Below are 16,804 nucleotides of genomic sequence, written 5' to 3' on the forward strand. Positions count from 1 at the left end.
AGAAAGCAGGGATAAGCATTTTGTTCCAGCAGGGTCTCTCGTAGAGGACCCTGCGCCGCGTTTCAGCATCCCCCCCAACAAACTAAAACAATAGCTTTCCGGACTAAGAATCATTGCAGCGCAGGGTCCTCTACGAGAGACCCTGCCCGGACTAAAATGCCTAATCATGTACATATATTTTTGTTTCAGCAGGGTCTCTCGTAGAGAACCCTGCGCCGCGTTCCGGTCTAAATAATCCCCGCAAAACAAAAAACGGCGCTGTCACCAGCGCCGTTTTCTATATCAATACCAAGTCTTACTTGCTCAAGTACATCGATTTCTCTTTGTACAGGTGGCGGAAGTAAGGGTCTTCCAGATTAGGGATGAAGCGGATGGCTTCGCCGGTCGATTTCATCTCGGGGCCCAGCTCCTTGTTTACCTCAGGGAATTTATCGAACGAGAATACCGGTTCTTTAATGGCGTAACCTTTAGGTTTGCGCTCAATGGTAAAGTCGGTAAGCTTGTTTACACCCATCATTACCTTGGCGGCTATATTAATATAAGGCACATCATAAGCCTTGGCAATAAACGGAACCGTACGAGATGCACGCGGGTTGGCCTCAATTACATAAACTTTATCGTTTTTAATGGCAAACTGAATGTTCAACAACCCTTTTACGTTGAGGGCTTTGGCAATTTTAACAGAGTATTCTTCCATTTGCTGCAGCACGGTTTCGCTCAAATCAAACGGAGGAAGAACAGCATACGAGTCGCCCGAGTGGATACCGGCAGGCTCAATATGCTCCATCATACCCACAATATGCACGTTCTCGCCGTCGCATATCGAGTCAGATTCGGCCTCGGCAGCACGGTCCAGGAAGTGGTCGATCAGTACACGGTTGCCCGGTAAAGCTTTCAACAAATTAACTACCGCACGTTCCAGATCTTCATCGTTAATTACAATGCTCATGCCCTGCCCGCCTAACACGTAGCTTGGACGAACCAGCACCGGGTAGCCAACTTTGTGAGCCACTTCAATAGCCTCTTCGGCACTTTCGGCAACACCGTATAGTGGATAAGGAATGTCAAGGTCTTTCAACAAGTCAGAGAAACGGCCGCGGTCCTCGGCAATGTCCATGTCGTTAAACGAAGTACCGATGATCTTGATGCCGTGCTCATGCAGTTTTTCAGCCATTTTAAGAGCTGTTTGACCGCCCAACTGAACAATTACACCTTCTGGTTTCTCCAGGTCTATTATCTCGCGTACATGCTCCCAAAATACAGGTTCAAAGTACAGCTTATCGGCCATGTTAAAGTCGGTTGATACGGTTTCGGGGTTACAGTTAACCATAATGGCTTCGTAACCGGCCTCTTTAGCGGCCAATAAACCGTGCACACAGCTGTAATCAAACTCAATACCCTGACCAATACGGTTAGGACCCGAGCCTAATACAATGATCTTTTTCTTATCAGATGAGATCGATTCGTTTTCGCCCTCGTAAGTAGAGTAGTAGTAAGGGGTTTGTGCCTGAAACTCTGCCGCACAGGTATCAACCATTTTGTAAACACGGTTAATGTTGAGTGCTTTACGACGTTGATAAACGTCCTCCTCGGTAGTATTGGCGCCCAGTATCCAGGCAATTTGCACATCCGAAAAACCTTTTTGCTTAACGGTAAGGAAAATATCTTCGGGGATATTATTAACCGAGTAGCGGCGAAGTTCGGTTTCCAGGTTAACTATTTCCTGAATCTGGTTTAAAAACCAACGGTCTATCTTGGTTACTTTACGTACCGATTCGATAGGCACGCCTAAGCTCAAAGCATCATAAATGTGGAACAACCTGTCCCAGCTTGGATGCTCAAGGCTGTGCATGATTTCGTCAAGGTTGCGGCTCTGGCGACCATCGGCACCTAAACCGGCACGACCGATCTCCAAACTCTGACAGGCTTTTTGCAGTGCCTCGATAAAGCTACGGCCAATGCCCATCACCTCACCTACCGATTTCATTTGTAGGCCTAACTCTCTGTTAGCACCTTTAAATTTATCAAAGTTCCAGCGAGGAATTTTAACGATCACGTAATCCAGCGTTGGCTCAAAATATGCCGAAGTGGTTTTGGTGATCTGGTTCTCAATTTCATCAAGGTTATAACCAACGGCAAGTTTAGCGGCAATTTTAGCAATAGGGTAACCGGTTGCTTTTGATGCCAGTGCCGATGAACGTGATACACGCGGGTTGATCTCAATAGCGATGATATCCTCGTTAGCCGGGTTAACCGAAAACTGCACGTTACAGCCGCCGGCAAAGTTGCCAATGGCACGCATCATTTTAATGGCCTGGTTGCGCATTTCCTGGTAGCAGCGGTCGCTCAGGGTCATGGCCGGGGCCACGGTTATCGAGTCGCCGGTGTGAATACCCATCGGGTCAAAGTTCTCGATAGAACAAATGATGATCACGTTATCGCGGTTATCACGCAATAACTCCAGCTCATATTCTTTCCATCCTAATACAGCCTGCTCTACCAGTACCTCATGGGTTGGCGATGCCTGTAAGCCGCGGCTTAATGCTGCATCAAAATCTTCTTTTTTATGTACGAAGCCTGCACCTTTACCACCCAACGTATAGCTTGGGCGAATAACCAGTGGGAAACCGATTTCCTGTGCACCTTCTTTACCTTCTAAAAACGAGTTGGCAATTTTTGATTTTGCCACACCTACGCCAATATCAACCATTAACTGGCGGAAAGCCTCGCGGTTCTCCGTTTTTTCGATGGCGGCAATATCAACACCAATTATCCTCACGCCGTATTTTTCCCAAATACCGCGCTCATCTGCCTCAATGCAAAGGTTTAACGCTGTTTGACCACCCATGGTAGGCAATACGGCATCAATTTTTTGCTCGGTTAAAATTTGCTCTAAGCTTTCGCAGGTAAGGGGCAACAGGTACACATGATCGGCAATAACCTTATCGGTCATGATGGTAGCCGGATTGCTGTTGATAATTGAAACGGTAATGCCTTCGTCTTTTAATGAAAGAGCGGCTTGTGAACCGGCGTAGTCAAACTCGCAGGCCTGGCCGATAATGATCGGGCCTGAGCCAATGATCAGTACCGATTTAATGGAGGTATCTATGGGCATAGTAGTGTTTAGCAATTTTATGTTTAGTTCATAGTTGATGAATCATGGTTCATAGCACGTTAGCTATTCTCTATGAACTATCAGCCATTAACTATGAGCTTCTAATTCTATGCGCTGAGTATGTAAAAACCCGACTTCAGCATCGGGATGCAAAGATAGGAGATTGGACCTTACGAATTTTAAAAATTTTATATTTAACAAAAGATTGATTTTAGGGCAAGAATACAGCTTAAGAAATAAAAAATCCCATAATGTCTTAATGAACTATGGGATTCAATATTGATAAAGTTTATCCAATTAACTAATTGATAAATAGCAATTCTTCCTTTGCAATGTTTTCCCAGTCAGATACCTTGAAATTCCAACGGGCCTCCATAAAAGACAGCATTTTAAGTCCTCTATCAATAATTTCTTCAGGAGTCCATTGGGTATAAGAAGCCACCTCTATTTCACTGTAAGAGCCATTATAAAAACCTTGATTTTCACCTGTACTATCTTGGTGCCTTTTTTTATATTCAAAGCATTTATTCTGTAAGGACGAATTTTTAGCTTTTGCCAACAATACAAGATTGCCTAAAGTATGTAACAAGGCTTTTCGTCGTTTTTTGTCCACATTGCTAAAGGCATTTTTCCAGCATGCATCCGATGGAGTTTGTGGATAGATGTGCTCTATGGTATCTTCTTTCTTTCTTCTATTGAAATCTGTCCAAGAAACTTTTTGATTGTTATTTGCAATTCTCTGTAAATGCAGTTCGTACTCGTATAAAAAATATCTCAATCCATTCCATGAATAATACCCCTCATTTTTTTGGTTTAACTCAGTAATGAAATTCTTAAATCTTGTCAAATCAAACAATCCGATATATTCTTCTTCTCTCCAGCCATCCATTTGCCAGTTAATATCATTTGTAACTTTTACTACATCAGTAACACCATGCCCCCAATAGTTTTCATCTAAATGGTACATATTTGATAATCTATAAAAATGGCTGTTGCGGGCATTAGATTTAAGTTGACTGATACGGAAAATAAGAAATATAAATCTTTCTGCGGCTTGCAATAATTGCAGGAGTTTGCCTTGGTCGTTTTCTTTGTTGAATGCAGCCATTAATAAAGGAGGAAATGCTCCCATGCCGAGCCTATTCAATTTTTGCAACCATTCTTTAATCTCTTCGTTAAAGTTTGAGTATTGTATGTTGTAAATATAAAACCAAGACTTCACACTGTGAGCTAAGCTATCAATATACTTTTTAATTTCGTGAAAGGTTATTTTTTCGGTTAAAAGGTTTTTGGGAGTGAATTTTTTATGAAGCAAATAGTTTGCATAAGCATCCGCTTCACTTCTATCATACTTAAAATACATTATCCAATGATTGAATAAAAAAACATCGTCATCGAGTGGATTGTCTTTGTTTTTACCTAAAAATTCATAAACAGTTTTCCATGCTTCATTAATATCTTTCCTTAGCCTGTTTTTCAATGGCTGTTCTTCACTCAGTAATGTTGTAAGATAGATTAACCTATTCTTCATTAGCTCAAGCGTTGATAATTTTTTCCCACGATTATTCATCGTTTCAAAAGTCACAAACTCATCTAACTCCTCGTCAATTTCATAAAAGTTAAATTTAAATTTATTGACCAACCTTTTAAATAGCTCTTCAAGTGCCGGCTTATCAAGAGCATCAAACTTATCCGTGAAATACTTTTTTGCAAATTCTAAATTTGTGGTATAAAGTGTTTGCTCAGGTACTCGATCTGAAGTTAATGATTTTTGGCGTAAAATCTTTGTTTTGAAGTACTCATCGCTTGGGTTGTCTTTCTCGTAGCCGAAAATGAAGGACTTATAATGGTCTCCAAATTGTTTAAAAAGGAATTTTGCTTCCCATGCTTCTTTTAAATCAAAGTTAATTCCCTCGCCTTCAGAAAAATAGTCCAACAGTTGACGAATAAATATTATTGAAGTAGTAAGTCGTTGTTGTCCATCAATAACGTAGAATGCAGCAAGCCCCTTTTCAAATAGCCATAAATCTTCATGCCACTTTTCAATTTGAATAATATCAGACTTTCTGATAGGCTTCACAGTGAGAAGACCTGTATAATGTACTTTATCTTCTTTCAGATTTTGTAAATCATCCCAAAACGCATTAAGCTGTTCTTTTTCCCATGAATAACCACGTTGGTAATCAGGTATCCGAAAAAACTTTTGATTAAATATCTCGGTAAGTGATTGTAACTTATTATCTGGCATAATGATAGTCTAAAATGTTCTAATTAATGATCCACTTTCTTTTTATGTTCAACCATGCCGCTGTCAAGTGTTAATAGAATTAGAGCACCTATTTGATTTAGGTTTGCATCAATAGCATGGCCGTTGCCAAGTGTTTGGATAAGTAAACCGCTTTCTTTTCGCAATTCAACTTTTCCGCTCTTAAAAATTAGGAGAGACATAAGTGTTATGGTTTAAGTTAATATTGCCGCATAATAAGTATTTTTTCGAAATAATAAACACTTATTATTACATGGCAAAGTAACTTAAGTAATATCCATAACTTAATTGCAAATTTATTTTACTGCTTTTGCAGGTGCCTTAGCCGACGTACCAAACAATGCCGATACCACCCATGAACTGCTTACCGGTAAGCCATTTTGTATGGCCGGTTTCCAGGCAGGTGATGTGTTAATGGCCGCTACAATGGTTTTGTTAATTTCGGGGGTAATGTTACCCAAGAAACGTCCCTGGCTTACTTTGCCATTTTGATCTATCAAAAAGGTTAACACACCCTGAAAGCTTTTTTGCTTGAGCGTAGCAGGGTATTTAAATTTCTTTTTAATGTAAGCCACAAAAGCTTCTTCGCCGCCTTTAAACTCAGGCGACTGGCGGCGTTTGGTATAAGTATATTTTACCCCGGCCGCATTGGTGGTTACGCCCGACACAAATTTGCCATCGCGGTAAGTGTCTATATAGGTTACTTTTTCATCAGGGTAGCTGCCGTGCCAAACGCCGTCCGGGCGGGCGTTTCTTATGTCACCTTCTTCGCTTATAGCTCCGGCATAATTATAGTCAACGTAATGACCGTTTCCATCTGTAACCAGGGCTTTACCGGTTGAGTCGAGGCAGCTTATAATACGCGGACAATCAACGGCTACGGCAGCCGCAGTATCATACTCTAATGTAAGGTGTACTTTGCCATTAGGATAAAACAGGTACGATGTTCCGAGCGGACGGCCATCTGCGTATGACATAACCGATTCGCGCTTGCCGTTGCTGTAATAGCTTACACATTGATCCTGAAGAGTAAGTGGGTCGATGGTGGTGGTTTTACCCATCAGTTTGGGTTTGCTGTTGCGGTAGTAATCGGCAACGCCAAACAAGGTAGAGCCCGAATCGGGCAGGGAGATAACGCGTATGTAATCAGCACTGTCAACCACGGGCACTTTACTGCCATCATACTTAAAGTAAAAAACCGATTGTGTTTTGCTTTTGGCAGGAGCCTGCGCCATGGAAAATGAGGCAGCAAAAAGACAGCAAATAGCTAATATGTATTTCATGAAATTAATCCGATTAATCAGGGTGCCTAATCTATCGAATTAATTTATTATCTGTATCAGGAAAAACTAAAATTGGTTCGTATTTACGGGCTTCGTCCATATCCATACTGGCGTAACTCATAATAATCACAATATCACCCACCTGTGCCAGCCTTGCCGTTGCGCCGTTTAAACATACCGTACCAGTGCCGCGCTCGCCTTTTATCACATACGTTTCAAAGCGTGCCCCGTTGTTGTTGTTAACGATCTGCACCTTTTCGTTAGGGATAATATTGGCTGCTTCAATCAAATCCTCATCAATCGTAATGCTTCCCACGTAATTCAGCTCGGCCTGTGTAATTTTAGCACGATGAATTTTGGATTTTAAAACCTCAATAATCATAAAGCAAAGTTAGTAATTAATTGTAAGAGGATGATATCACCGTATTATCACATTATCAATGAGGCGGGTGTTGCCCACGCGGGCCGCCACTAAAGCAACAATACTTTGGCTATCGGGCTTTGCGGGTTGCAGGGTTTCGCCGTCGGCCAGTTCAAAATATTCGGGCTGGGTACCGGGCTCGTTGCCAATAAGGGTTGATGCCTGCGTTTGAATGTCCTTTAAAGTAAGTCCTTTTTCAAATGCTGCTTTAGCGTCATACAACGCTTTTGATAGCACAAGCGCATGATGCCTGTCATCGGCTGTTAAATAAATATTGCGCGAGCTCATGGCCAAACCGTCGGTTTCGCGCTCAATGGGGCACATCACCAGTTCAACCGGCATATTTAGTAATTGCACCATACGGCGTATTACCATAACCTGCTGATAATCTTTTTGCCCAAAGAAAGCTTTGGTGGGCTCCACTATATTAAACAACTTGTTTACCACTTGTGTAACTCCCTGGTAATGCCCGGGGCGGAATTTCCCTTCGAGCAAAGTCTCGAGTTCGCCAATTTCTAAATGCCAATTCTCATTCCCGGCATACATCTCATTTACCTCCGGGTTAAACAAAACATCGCACCCGGCCTGCTCCAGTTTCGCCATATCGGCTTCAATGGGGCGGGGGTATTTTTCCAGGTCTTTGGGATCGTTAAACTGGGTAGGGTTTACAAAAATACTGCAAACCGTTACATCGCACTGCTGCCTGGCCTGTGCTAATAATGACAGGTGACCGTTGTGCAGGGCACCCATGGTAGGCACAAAACCAACAGTTTTTTTGGCAGCGCGAACAGCGTCGAGATGCTGTTTAAGGGCGTTTTTGGTGGTAAATACTTTCAACTAAAAACTAATTAAAAAAGTGGGCAAAGGTGTGTAATTACTTTGTTATTACCAAAACAAACTTGCATAAATCGTTGATAATTTATAAGATAATATGTATATTTGCACACTCAAATTTTTTTGAGGTCTTACATAAACTTAATATTGATATAGAGATGGGTAAATCTAAGCTTCTGTTCATAACTCACGAAATGTCTCCCTTCCTTGAACTCACAAAAATTTCTGAAATAACCCGCCAGCTGCCGCAAGCCATGCAGGACAAAGGTTTTGAAATTCGTATTTTGATGCCAAGGTTTGGTAACATTAATGAGCGCCGGAACAGGCTGCACGAGGTAATACGATTGTCGGGCATGAATATCATTATTGATGACAATGACAATCCGCTTATCATCAAGGTTGCCTCCATTCCTGCAGCACGTATGCAGGTGTATTTTTTGGATAACGAAGAGTATTTTCAGCGCAAACATGTGTTTAACGACAAAGACGGTAAGTTTTATGCCGATAACGATGAGCGCATGATCTTCTTTTGCAAAGGCGCTTTGGAAACGGTTAAAAAATTAGGTTGGTCGCCCGATATTGTTCACTGCCACGGCTGGATGAGCGCATTGGTGCCAACTTACTTAAAAACCACGTATAAAGACGATCCTACTTTTAAACACTCAAAAGTAGTATACTCTATTTACGATAACGAGTTTACCGAAAGCCTGGATGCCAAATTTGCACAAAAAGCGGTAATGGCCGACATGACCGAAGCTAACACCGAAGTGTTTAAAGCCGGCACAAATAACGCTTTGCACGAAGGTGCCCTGCAATACAGCGATGCGGTTGTTTTAGCTACCGACAAAATAGATGCGGATGTGTTAAATTATGTTAAAAACAGCCAAAAACCTGTTTTAGAATTTGAACAGACCGCTGATTTCGAAAATTATTACAATTTTTACGACGAAATTACCACTGATGAATTGGTAAACGTTGCATAAAGATTTAAAACATTATATGAAATTTATAAGATTAGACTTATTGACCCTGTTGATAAGTCTTTTTATTTTAAGCAGTTGCAAAAACCAAAACGATATTGGCCTGCCCGTGGGCGACCAACAAATCAACGGCAGCCTGCTGGTTTATGATGATATTACCGTTAAAACCGATACGGATAACGTTACCACATCCTCACGTGTACCCGGTGCATCAAATAATCCTGCGGCTAAAACACCGCTGGCATCGTTAAATGATCCGCGCTTTGGCGAGCTTAAATCCATTATTGCAACAGGGCTTAATTTACCTAACTCATCAGCATATACTATTCCTACCGGAACTATTACTACCGATTCGGTTGTATTAGAGTTGCGATATGCACAAGGTTTTTATGGTGATTCGCTTGCATCAAAATTCAAGGTTAATGTGTATCGGCTTAAAGAAAAGCCGGCTGGCCGTTTTTACCCAAGTAATTATCACTGGGAAAAAGAAGCGGATAACTTTATAAACACGTCGAAGGCCGGCCCCTATAATGCACGTCCCAATACCAACGTTAGGATTACGGATATAAGAACAGGTAAGCCCGATTCAATTAAAAATGTTTTACCGCATCTACGCGTATCATTAAACCCATCAAAAATAACCCCGTTTATTTTCGAGCCGGCTTACGTAACCAGTAATACAACATTTCAAAACCAAATTAAAGGGCTTTATATAGAACTTCAACGTAACCAAACATCTGAAGTTGGCGCAAACCTGATGCTGAATCTTGACTCGAGTGCGGTAAAGGTTTATTATCGTGCCAATAACGCGGGTACAATTGATACTGGTATTGTTACCCTTACAATGGGCACACATACTTCCGAAATTTCGCGCACGTTCTCGTCAGAAATTCAGACAGCTTTGGCAAAGGCCAACGGCACCACCAATGATTTATTTTATATACAAGGTATGCTGGGCCTGCGTACAAGGGTAGGTTTTCCGAATGTAAAAACCATGTTTGGTAATGTTGACCTTAAAACCATTGCCATTACCCGTGCCGAACTGGTGATATCGCCCGAACCCGGAACCGATAATGCACCTTTTATAGCCCAGCCACAATTAACCCTTTATCGTTTGGGCAATACCCTGCAAAGACAGCAATTGCCTGATGCCAACGGAACTTCACAAACCAGTGGCGACCCTCGTTTTTTAGGTGCAGCAGCATTTGGTGGTAATTTTATTAAAGCCAGCAAAGAGTATCATTTTTTGGTTACCGGTTACCTGCAGGATTTGATAAGTGGTAAAACACAAGACTACGGCACCTATGTTGGCGCAATTGATACCCTAAACCGCAGTAGCGTGGTTGATATTTCACCATCGTTTCAATCTCCCGGACGGCTCATTGCAACCGGTAGCAAGAAAACATCGGCCACACGCATTAAGCTCAACGTCATTTATACCAAAAATAACTAATAAAAAGTCCCCGAAATACGGGGACTTTTTTTTTGCAATAGTATATTTGAAACTTTTTAGCAGTATATAGCCTATATTGCCAAGTGCTTGTTTACGTTTAATAAATTTTAAATCGCTCAATCAATTTCTTAATATATGTGCGGAATTGTAGGTTACATAGGGCATAGAGATGCCTATCCCATTATAATTAAAGGTTTACACCGTTTAGAGTATCGTGGTTACGATAGCGCTGGTGTTGCCCTGTTAGATAAAGAACTCAAAGTTTACAAAAAAGCCGGCAAGGTATCTGACCTGGAAAGCTTTGTAAAAGGCATTAATACCCAGGCTACTTTAGGCATGGGGCATACCCGCTGGGCAACCCACGGCGCACCAAGCGACCGCAATTCGCACCCGCATTCATCAGGCGACCGTAAGCTTACCATTATTCATAACGGCATTATTGAAAATTATGCGGTTATAAAAGAAGCGCTGTTAGCCAAAGGCCATGTTTTTAAAAGCGATACCGATACCGAAGTATTGATACACTTTGTTGAGGATATACAAAACGAAACCGGGCTTGAACTACGCGAGGCCGTGCGCATTGCATTAACCAAGGTAGTAGGTGCCTATGCCATTGTAATTATGAGCGCCGATGAACCCGACCAGATCATTGCGGCACGCAAAGGCAGCCCTATGGTTATTGGTGTGGGCGAGGGCGAGTATTTTGTAGCCTCAGATGCTACGCCTATTGTGGAGTACACTAAAAACGTTATTTATCTTAATGATAACGAAATTGCCTACATACGCCGTAACGACCTATTGGTTAAAAACATCGACAACACTGTGCAGGTACCGTACATTCAACGCCTCGACCTACAGTTGGAGATGTTGGAAAAAGGCGGATATGAGCATTTCATGCTGAAAGAGATTTATGAGCAGCCGCGCTCGATACGTGATTGCATGCGTGGACGTATTTATCCGCAGCAGGGCAAAGTGCAGTTGGGCGGCTTAAAGGAATATGCCGATAAGTTGAAGAATGTTGACCGCATAATTATTGTGGCCTGTGGTACTTCATGGCACGCCGGTTTGGTAGGTGAATACCTTATTGAGGAGTATGCACGCGTACCGGTTGAGGTGGAGTATGCTTCGGAGTTTAGGTACCGTAACCCCATTATTACCGAAAAGGATGTGGTGATTGCCATATCACAATCGGGCGAAACTGCCGATACCATGGCCGCCATTGAGCTGGCTAAAGAAAAAGGAGCTACCATATTTGGTATATGTAACGTGGTTGGAGCCTCCATACCGCGTACCACACATGCCGGTGTTTACACCCATGCCGGGCCCGAAATTGGTGTGGCATCAACCAAGGCATTTACGGCGCAGGTGAGTGTGCTCACCCTCATCGCTTTTTATATTGCCCAGCAGCGTGGTACCATTGCCCGCAACAAACTCATTGAGTATTTAACCGAGCTAAACGAGATACCTGAGCTGGTTGAAAAAGCGTTGAAAGCTAACGATCATATTCAAACCATTGCAGCTAAATTTAAAGATAGCCGTAACTGTTTGTTTTTAGGCCGTGGCAGTTCGTTCCCGGTAGCCTTAGAAGGGGCACTCAAGCTGAAGGAGATTTCGTACATACATGCCGAAGGTTACCCTGCTGCCGAAATGAAACATGGCCCTATTGCCTTAATTGACGAGGAAATGCCGGTTGTGGTAATTGCCACCAAGCATTCATCTTACGAAAAGGTGATCAGCAATATACAGGAAGTTAAAGCCCGTGGTGGTAAAATTATAGCCGTAGTTACCGAAGGTGATACCGAAGTGCGCAACATGGCCGACTACATCATGGAAATTCCACAAACGGCCGAACCATTTGTGCCATTGCTGGCAACAATACCATTGCAACTCCTATCATACCACATTGCCGTAATGCGCGGATGCAATGTTGACCAGCCCCGAAACCTGGCTAAATCGGTAACGGTAGAGTAAGTTTTGATGCATAGGTGCTGGTTCATCTTTCATGCACAGCACCTTGATAAATAATATTTATAAAAAGACCCTGGCTTCCGGGTCTTTTTTGCTTTATAAGCTCATCATATTGCTTAGTCAATAATATTTTCAAATTAAATAGTACTATGTATTGTACAGTACTATGCTTTATTTATATTTGTGCATATCCTATAACTTAATTGCACAAATCATGAAAAAAGCAGTATTAACGCTAATTGCAGTAGGCATATTTGCCACCTCATGCTATCGGTCACATAGCAGCATTACCGTATCCGACGGGCACTCGTATCTTAAAATTGAATACGCAGGTACCGTTGTATTTAATGATGAAAAAACACGCGTTGTGCGGATATCGCCCGGAGGCTATTTTAAATGCACAAACAACAACGACAAGTTAAACATAGAAAGCGACCGTGATGGCAAACTGCATTATGAAGTTAACAGCGACGACTGGAGCAATACCCTCAACCCTACCGGGCAGGCACTCATGAAGCAAGCCGCAAAAGAAATTGCCCGGCAGCACGAAAAAAGGCGATCTTAAAGTAAGAGTAAATTATAAGGAACCGACATGGATTATGCGGGTGACTTGTCCTGGCTAAGGTTTACACAATAAAAACAGAAAGTGTAACTATGAACAAGAGCCAGATAGCGAAGATCCTTCATGACCGGATCACGCACGGGCTAAGTTTTCGTAGCTTAGCCAAAAAGTATAGTACCTCTGCGGCTACTATCCATCGAATTGTGAAAAAAGGGCACCCCATTAAAAAAAACCAGGAAGAGCAGGACACGTCCATGCCTGATGATGTAGCACAGCTCAGAGAGCTGCTGCGCAAGGAGCGTTTAAGGAACGAACTGTTGAACAATATCATCGATATAGCAGATCAGGAGCTGGGCACTAACATCAGAAAAAAGTCTGGCATCAGGCGGTCGGAGTAAGTATAACGGCACATTCACGTGGCTTGCGTGAACTGTGCGGACTGCTTGGTTACAGCACACAAGCTTATTATCAGTATTTAAAAGCAACGGAACGTCGGAGCTTCGGCCAGGAAGAGTTCGTCCAGCAGGTACTGGCTTACCGCAGGGAGCAACCCCGTATAGGGACGAGGAAGCTGTTTTCACTGCTGCAGCCGGCTATAGGCCGTGATGCATTCTTTGTGTTGTTACGGGAAAGCGGGCTGCTGGTGCGGCAGAAGCGCCGTCATGCACGCACCACGTTTTCCTACCACCGCTTCAGGAAGTACCCGGACCTGGTAAAAGAGATGGTTATAGACCGTCCGGGCCAGCTTTGGGTGAGCGATATTACCTATATCCGCATGGGGGAAGGCTTTGCCTATCTGAGCCTGGTAACAGATGCTTACAGCCGAAAGGTCATTGGCTTTTCAATGAGCCATGACCTTTCTACGGACAATTGCCTGCAGGCTTTAAAGATGGCACTGAAGCAATGGGAAGGGGACCATCCCCTGGTGCATCATTCGGACCGGGGCATACAATACTGCAGCGGGGCATATACGGAGTTATTAAAGCAAAATGGGATCTCTATCAGCATGACGCAAAGTGGTAACCCGCGCGACAATGCCATTGCAGAACGGGTTAACGGGATACTCAAGATGGAACTATTGCAGGAAAGATACGCAGATATCAGCAGTGCCAGGCAAAGCATCAGGCAGGCTGTTGTTATCTATAATACCCTGCGCCCGCACAGTAGCCTGGATATGATGACACCTGAACAAGCCCACAGGCTGACAGGGCCGATCAAACGAAGGTGGCAGAATTACTACCCGGTAAAGCAACAGTATGCGGATGTTGTGTAAACTCATTTTAGTACGTACCTTTAAAGTGTAAATCAATAACAGTATTAACCACACAAAGTGTAAACTTTTTTCAGGACGGGTCAAGGTGTTCAAGGTTCACCTGTGTTTAATATGTTTTATGAAACACAGGTGAACCTTGAACACCGCGGAAAAGCGGGGTAATTTCGCGGTGTTCAGAAGAAAAAAACAAAGAGCAGTACAGGTTGCGGAGGTCTTTCTGCATATCGGTACAAAACCCTATTTTTGGGCTTGCATGGCCATCCGTAACAAACTCTACTTTGCATCCGACATTCACTTAGGTGCGCTTAACTACACCAGCAGCCGCGAGCGCGAAGACCGCTTTGTGCGCTGGCTCGACAGTATTAAACACGATGCCAACGAGCTGTTTTTGGTGGGCGATGTATTTGATTTTTGGTTCGAGTACAAAACCGTAGTGCCTAAGGGCTATATCCGTTTTCTGGGTAAACTGGCCGAGCTGGTTGATTTGGGTATTAAATTATACCTCTTTAAAGGCAACCACGATATGTGGATTTTCGATTATTTTGTGCAGGAGCTTGGCGCTACCATCATTAGCAACGAACTTGTAATAGAGCGGCAGGGTAAAAAACTGTACATACACCACGGTGATGGTCTTGGCCCGGGCGATGGTAAATACAAAATACTTAAAAAGGTATTTCGCAGCAGGGTTTGCCAGTGGTTGTTTGAGCGCCTTCACCCTAACTTTGGTGTAGGGTTGGCCAACTACTGGTCGGGCCATAGCCGTTTGGCCAATGCCGCCGCTGATGAGCATAAACTATTCGAAAACGAGTGGCTGGTAACCTTTGCACGCGAGACGCTGCAAAAACAGCATTACGACTACCTTATTTTCGGTCACCGTCATATTCCGCTGGTAATACAGCTAAACTCGCAAAGCCAGTACATTAATCTGGGCGAGTGGATCTTTAACAGTTCGTATGCCGTAATGGCCGATGGCCAGATACAACTCCTCCATTTTGAAAAGGACCATGCTGAAAACACATAGCCGCCTTTAGGCTGCTAATTGTTGGGCAATAATTTTATTTATTTAATATATTTATTGCCTTACACATAATCCTTATTCAAGTTGTTAGTAAAAACCTTTGGCAGCGCAGTTTACGGTATTGAGGCAACCACCATTACCGTTGAAGTTAATATTGCTGCCGGTACCAAATACTTTATTGTAGGGCTGCCCGATGTAGCCATTAAAGAAAGTTATTTCCGCATCGAATCGGCCTTAAAAAATTGTGGTTATAAAATGCCGCGCCAACAGGTGGTGGTTAACATGGCCCCGGCAGATATACGTAAAGAAGGTTCGGCCTATGACCTTACCATTGCTACCGGCATATTAGCAGCCAGCGGCCAAATGCTAACCGATGAGTTAGACAAATACCTTATCATGGGTGAGGTGTCATTGGATGGCGGCTTGCAACCCATTAAAGGAGCCTTACCCATTGCCATACAGGCACGAAAAGAAGGGTTTAAAGGTTTCATCCTCCCCAAACAAAATGCCCGCGAAGCAGCCATTGTAAATGATTTAGAGGTTTATGGGGTGAATAGTATTACTGAAGTATTTGGCTTTTTTAATGGAGATGTTAAACTGGAAAGAACCACCGTTAACACCCGCGAAGAATTTTACGACAGCCTTAGCAACTATGCCAGCGATTTTAGCGAGGTAAAGGGCCAGGAAAACATTAAACGTGCTTTAGAAATTGCTGCAGCAGGTGGTCATAACGTAATATTGATCGGTCCGCCGGGGGCGGGTAAAACAATGCTGGCCAAGCGTATGCCATCAATTATGCCCCCATTGAGTTTGCAGGAGTCGCTCGAAACTACCAAAATACACTCAGTAGCCGGCAAACTTGCTGCGGCTGATGCATTGGTTACTACGCGACCGTTCAGATCGCCTCACCATACCATCAGCGATGTGGCTTTAGTTGGCGGGGGAGGAAATCCTCAGCCTGGCGAAATTTCGCTGGCTCACAACGGCGTGTTATTTTTGGATGAATTGCCCGAATTTAAGCGTACAGTACTCGAGGTTATGCGCCAGCCATTGGAAGAACGCCGTGTTACTATATCAAGGGCCAAATTTACGGTAGATTACCCATCGAACTTTATGTTGGTGGCCAGTATGAACCCTTGCCCATGCGGGTACTATAATCACCCCGAAAAAGATTGTGTTTGCCCTCCGGGCGTGGTGCAAAAATATCTGAGCAAGGTATCAGGACCATTACTGGACCGTATTGATCTACACGTAGAAGTAACCCCGGTAAATTTTAGCGAACTGGCATCCGACCGTTTGGCCGAAAAGAGCGAAAGCATACGCGAACGTGTAATAAAAGCCCGCGATATACAATTAGAACGCTTTGGTAACAAACCCGATTTGCATGCCAACGCCCAAATGACGCCACAAATGGTGCGCGACATTTGTAAGATTAGCGAAGCCGGGCAAAACCTGCTTAAAAAAGCCATGGAAAAGCTCGGCCTATCGGCCCGTGCTTACGACCGTATACTTAAAGTAGCCCGTACCATTGCCGATTTGGCCGGCAGCGAAAACATACAGATGGAACACCTGGCCGAGGCAATTCATTTCCGCAGTCTTGACCGTGAAGGTTGGGCTGGTAATTAATAAAT

The 16,804-nt window shown here is 43.4% G+C and carries 14 protein-coding genes; 8 read left to right on the forward strand and 6 right to left on the reverse strand.

The genetic code is table 11. The features are described 5' to 3' along the window. Positions 1-295: 295 nt before the first annotated feature. The 6 genes from carB to panC form a co-directional block, all read right to left on the reverse strand. Positions 296-3,115 carry a carbamoyl-phosphate synthase large subunit gene (gene carB / locus QE417_RS12530; RefSeq protein ID WP_311950418.1) on the reverse strand — a complete coding sequence of 940 codons (2,820 nt, stop codon included), beginning with the start codon at positions 3,113-3,115 and terminating at the stop codon, positions 296-298. 301 nt (positions 3,116-3,416) lie between these two features. Continuing rightward, positions 3,417-5,363 carry a DUF262 domain-containing protein gene (locus QE417_RS12535; protein WP_311950420.1) on the reverse strand — a complete coding sequence of 649 codons (1,947 nt, stop codon included), beginning with the start codon at positions 5,361-5,363 and terminating at the stop codon, positions 3,417-3,419. A gap of 23 nt (positions 5,364-5,386) precedes the next feature. Continuing rightward, positions 5,387-5,563 carry a hypothetical protein gene (locus QE417_RS12540; protein ID WP_311950421.1) on the reverse strand — a complete coding sequence of 59 codons (177 nt, stop codon included), beginning with the start codon at positions 5,561-5,563 and terminating at the stop codon, positions 5,387-5,389. Positions 5,564-5,677: 114 nt separating this feature from the next. Then, on the reverse strand, positions 5,678-6,664 hold the full coding sequence (locus QE417_RS12545) for a hypothetical protein (RefSeq protein WP_311950422.1): 987 nt from the start codon (positions 6,662-6,664) through the stop codon (positions 5,678-5,680). A gap of 31 nt (positions 6,665-6,695) precedes the next feature. Continuing rightward, positions 6,696-7,046, reverse strand: coding sequence for an aspartate 1-decarboxylase (panD, locus tag QE417_RS12550; RefSeq protein WP_311950424.1), 351 nt, complete (start codon positions 7,044-7,046; stop codon positions 6,696-6,698). A gap of 36 nt (positions 7,047-7,082) precedes the next feature. After that, positions 7,083-7,922: a pantoate--beta-alanine ligase gene (panC, locus tag QE417_RS12555; protein WP_311950425.1), complete on the reverse strand. Its 840-nt coding sequence runs from the start codon at positions 7,920-7,922 to the stop codon at positions 7,083-7,085. A 155-nt stretch (positions 7,923-8,077) separates the two neighbouring features. On the opposite strand from panC, the gene QE417_RS12560 reads away from it, so the two are divergent. The 8 genes from QE417_RS12560 to QE417_RS12595 all read left to right on the forward strand — a co-directional run bounded on the left by QE417_RS12560 (position 8,078) and on the right by QE417_RS12595 (position 16,799). After that, positions 8,078-8,902, forward strand: coding sequence for a glycogen/starch synthase (locus tag QE417_RS12560; RefSeq protein ID WP_311950428.1), 825 nt, complete (start codon positions 8,078-8,080; stop codon positions 8,900-8,902). A gap of 16 nt (positions 8,903-8,918) precedes the next feature. Further along, positions 8,919-10,352: a DUF4270 family protein gene (locus QE417_RS12565; protein WP_311950429.1), complete on the forward strand. Its 1,434-nt coding sequence runs from the start codon at positions 8,919-8,921 to the stop codon at positions 10,350-10,352. Positions 10,353-10,487: 135 nt separating this feature from the next. Next, a complete protein-coding gene (glmS, locus tag QE417_RS12570; protein WP_311950431.1) occupies positions 10,488-12,323 on the forward strand; it encodes a glutamine--fructose-6-phosphate transaminase (isomerizing) in 1,836 nt (611 codons plus the stop codon). 211 nt (positions 12,324-12,534) lie between these two features. Beyond that, complete coding sequence (locus tag QE417_RS12575; protein WP_311950432.1) at positions 12,535-12,885, forward strand: hypothetical protein; 351 nt, start codon at positions 12,535-12,537, stop codon at positions 12,883-12,885. A gap of 89 nt (positions 12,886-12,974) precedes the next feature. Beyond that, positions 12,975-13,280 carry a hypothetical protein gene (locus QE417_RS12580; protein WP_311950434.1) on the forward strand — a complete coding sequence of 102 codons (306 nt, stop codon included), beginning with the start codon at positions 12,975-12,977 and terminating at the stop codon, positions 13,278-13,280. A gap of 2 nt (positions 13,281-13,282) precedes the next feature. Then, positions 13,283-14,155 carry an IS3 family transposase gene (locus tag QE417_RS12585; protein WP_311954654.1) on the forward strand — a complete coding sequence of 291 codons (873 nt, stop codon included), beginning with the start codon at positions 13,283-13,285 and terminating at the stop codon, positions 14,153-14,155. A 253-nt stretch (positions 14,156-14,408) separates the two neighbouring features. After that, entirely contained in the window at positions 14,409-15,176 is a 768-nt protein-coding gene (locus tag QE417_RS12590) for a UDP-2,3-diacylglucosamine diphosphatase (RefSeq protein WP_311950436.1), read from the forward strand. An 81-nt stretch (positions 15,177-15,257) separates the two neighbouring features. Then, on the forward strand, positions 15,258-16,799 hold the full coding sequence (locus tag QE417_RS12595; protein ID WP_311950437.1) for a YifB family Mg chelatase-like AAA ATPase: 1,542 nt from the start codon (positions 15,258-15,260) through the stop codon (positions 16,797-16,799). The last annotated feature ends 5 nt before the right edge of the window (positions 16,800-16,804 follow it).

It is taken from the genome of Mucilaginibacter terrae (assembly GCF_031951985.1).
Taxonomy (GTDB): Bacteria; Bacteroidota; Bacteroidia; order Sphingobacteriales; family Sphingobacteriaceae; genus Mucilaginibacter; species Mucilaginibacter terrae_A.

What these genes read in the sequence shown, in the direction of transcription:
- carB (WP_311950418.1), bottom strand. Translation starts at nt 3,115, where the DNA reads ATGCCCATAGATACCTCCATTAAATCGGTACTGATCATTGGCTCAGGC.
- QE417_RS12535 (WP_311950420.1), bottom strand. Translation starts at nt 5,363, where the DNA reads ATGCCAGATAATAAGTTACAATCACTTACCGAGATATTTAATCAAAAG.
- QE417_RS12540 (WP_311950421.1), bottom strand. Translation starts at nt 5,563, where the DNA reads ATGTCTCTCCTAATTTTTAAGAGCGGAAAAGTTGAATTGCGAAAAGAA.
- QE417_RS12545 (WP_311950422.1), bottom strand. Translation starts at nt 6,664, where the DNA reads ATGAAATACATATTAGCTATTTGCTGTCTTTTTGCTGCCTCATTTTCC.
- panD (WP_311950424.1), bottom strand. Translation starts at nt 7,046, where the DNA reads ATGATTATTGAGGTTTTAAAATCCAAAATTCATCGTGCTAAAATTACA.
- QE417_RS12560 (WP_311950428.1), top strand. Translation starts at nt 8,078, where the DNA reads ATGGGTAAATCTAAGCTTCTGTTCATAACTCACGAAATGTCTCCCTTC.
- QE417_RS12565 (WP_311950429.1), top strand. Translation starts at nt 8,919, where the DNA reads ATGAAATTTATAAGATTAGACTTATTGACCCTGTTGATAAGTCTTTTT.
- glmS (WP_311950431.1), top strand. Translation starts at nt 10,488, where the DNA reads ATGTGCGGAATTGTAGGTTACATAGGGCATAGAGATGCCTATCCCATT.
- QE417_RS12575 (WP_311950432.1), top strand. Translation starts at nt 12,535, where the DNA reads ATGAAAAAAGCAGTATTAACGCTAATTGCAGTAGGCATATTTGCCACC.
- QE417_RS12580 (WP_311950434.1), top strand. Translation starts at nt 12,975, where the DNA reads ATGAACAAGAGCCAGATAGCGAAGATCCTTCATGACCGGATCACGCAC.
- QE417_RS12590 (WP_311950436.1), top strand. Translation starts at nt 14,409, where the DNA reads ATGGCCATCCGTAACAAACTCTACTTTGCATCCGACATTCACTTAGGT.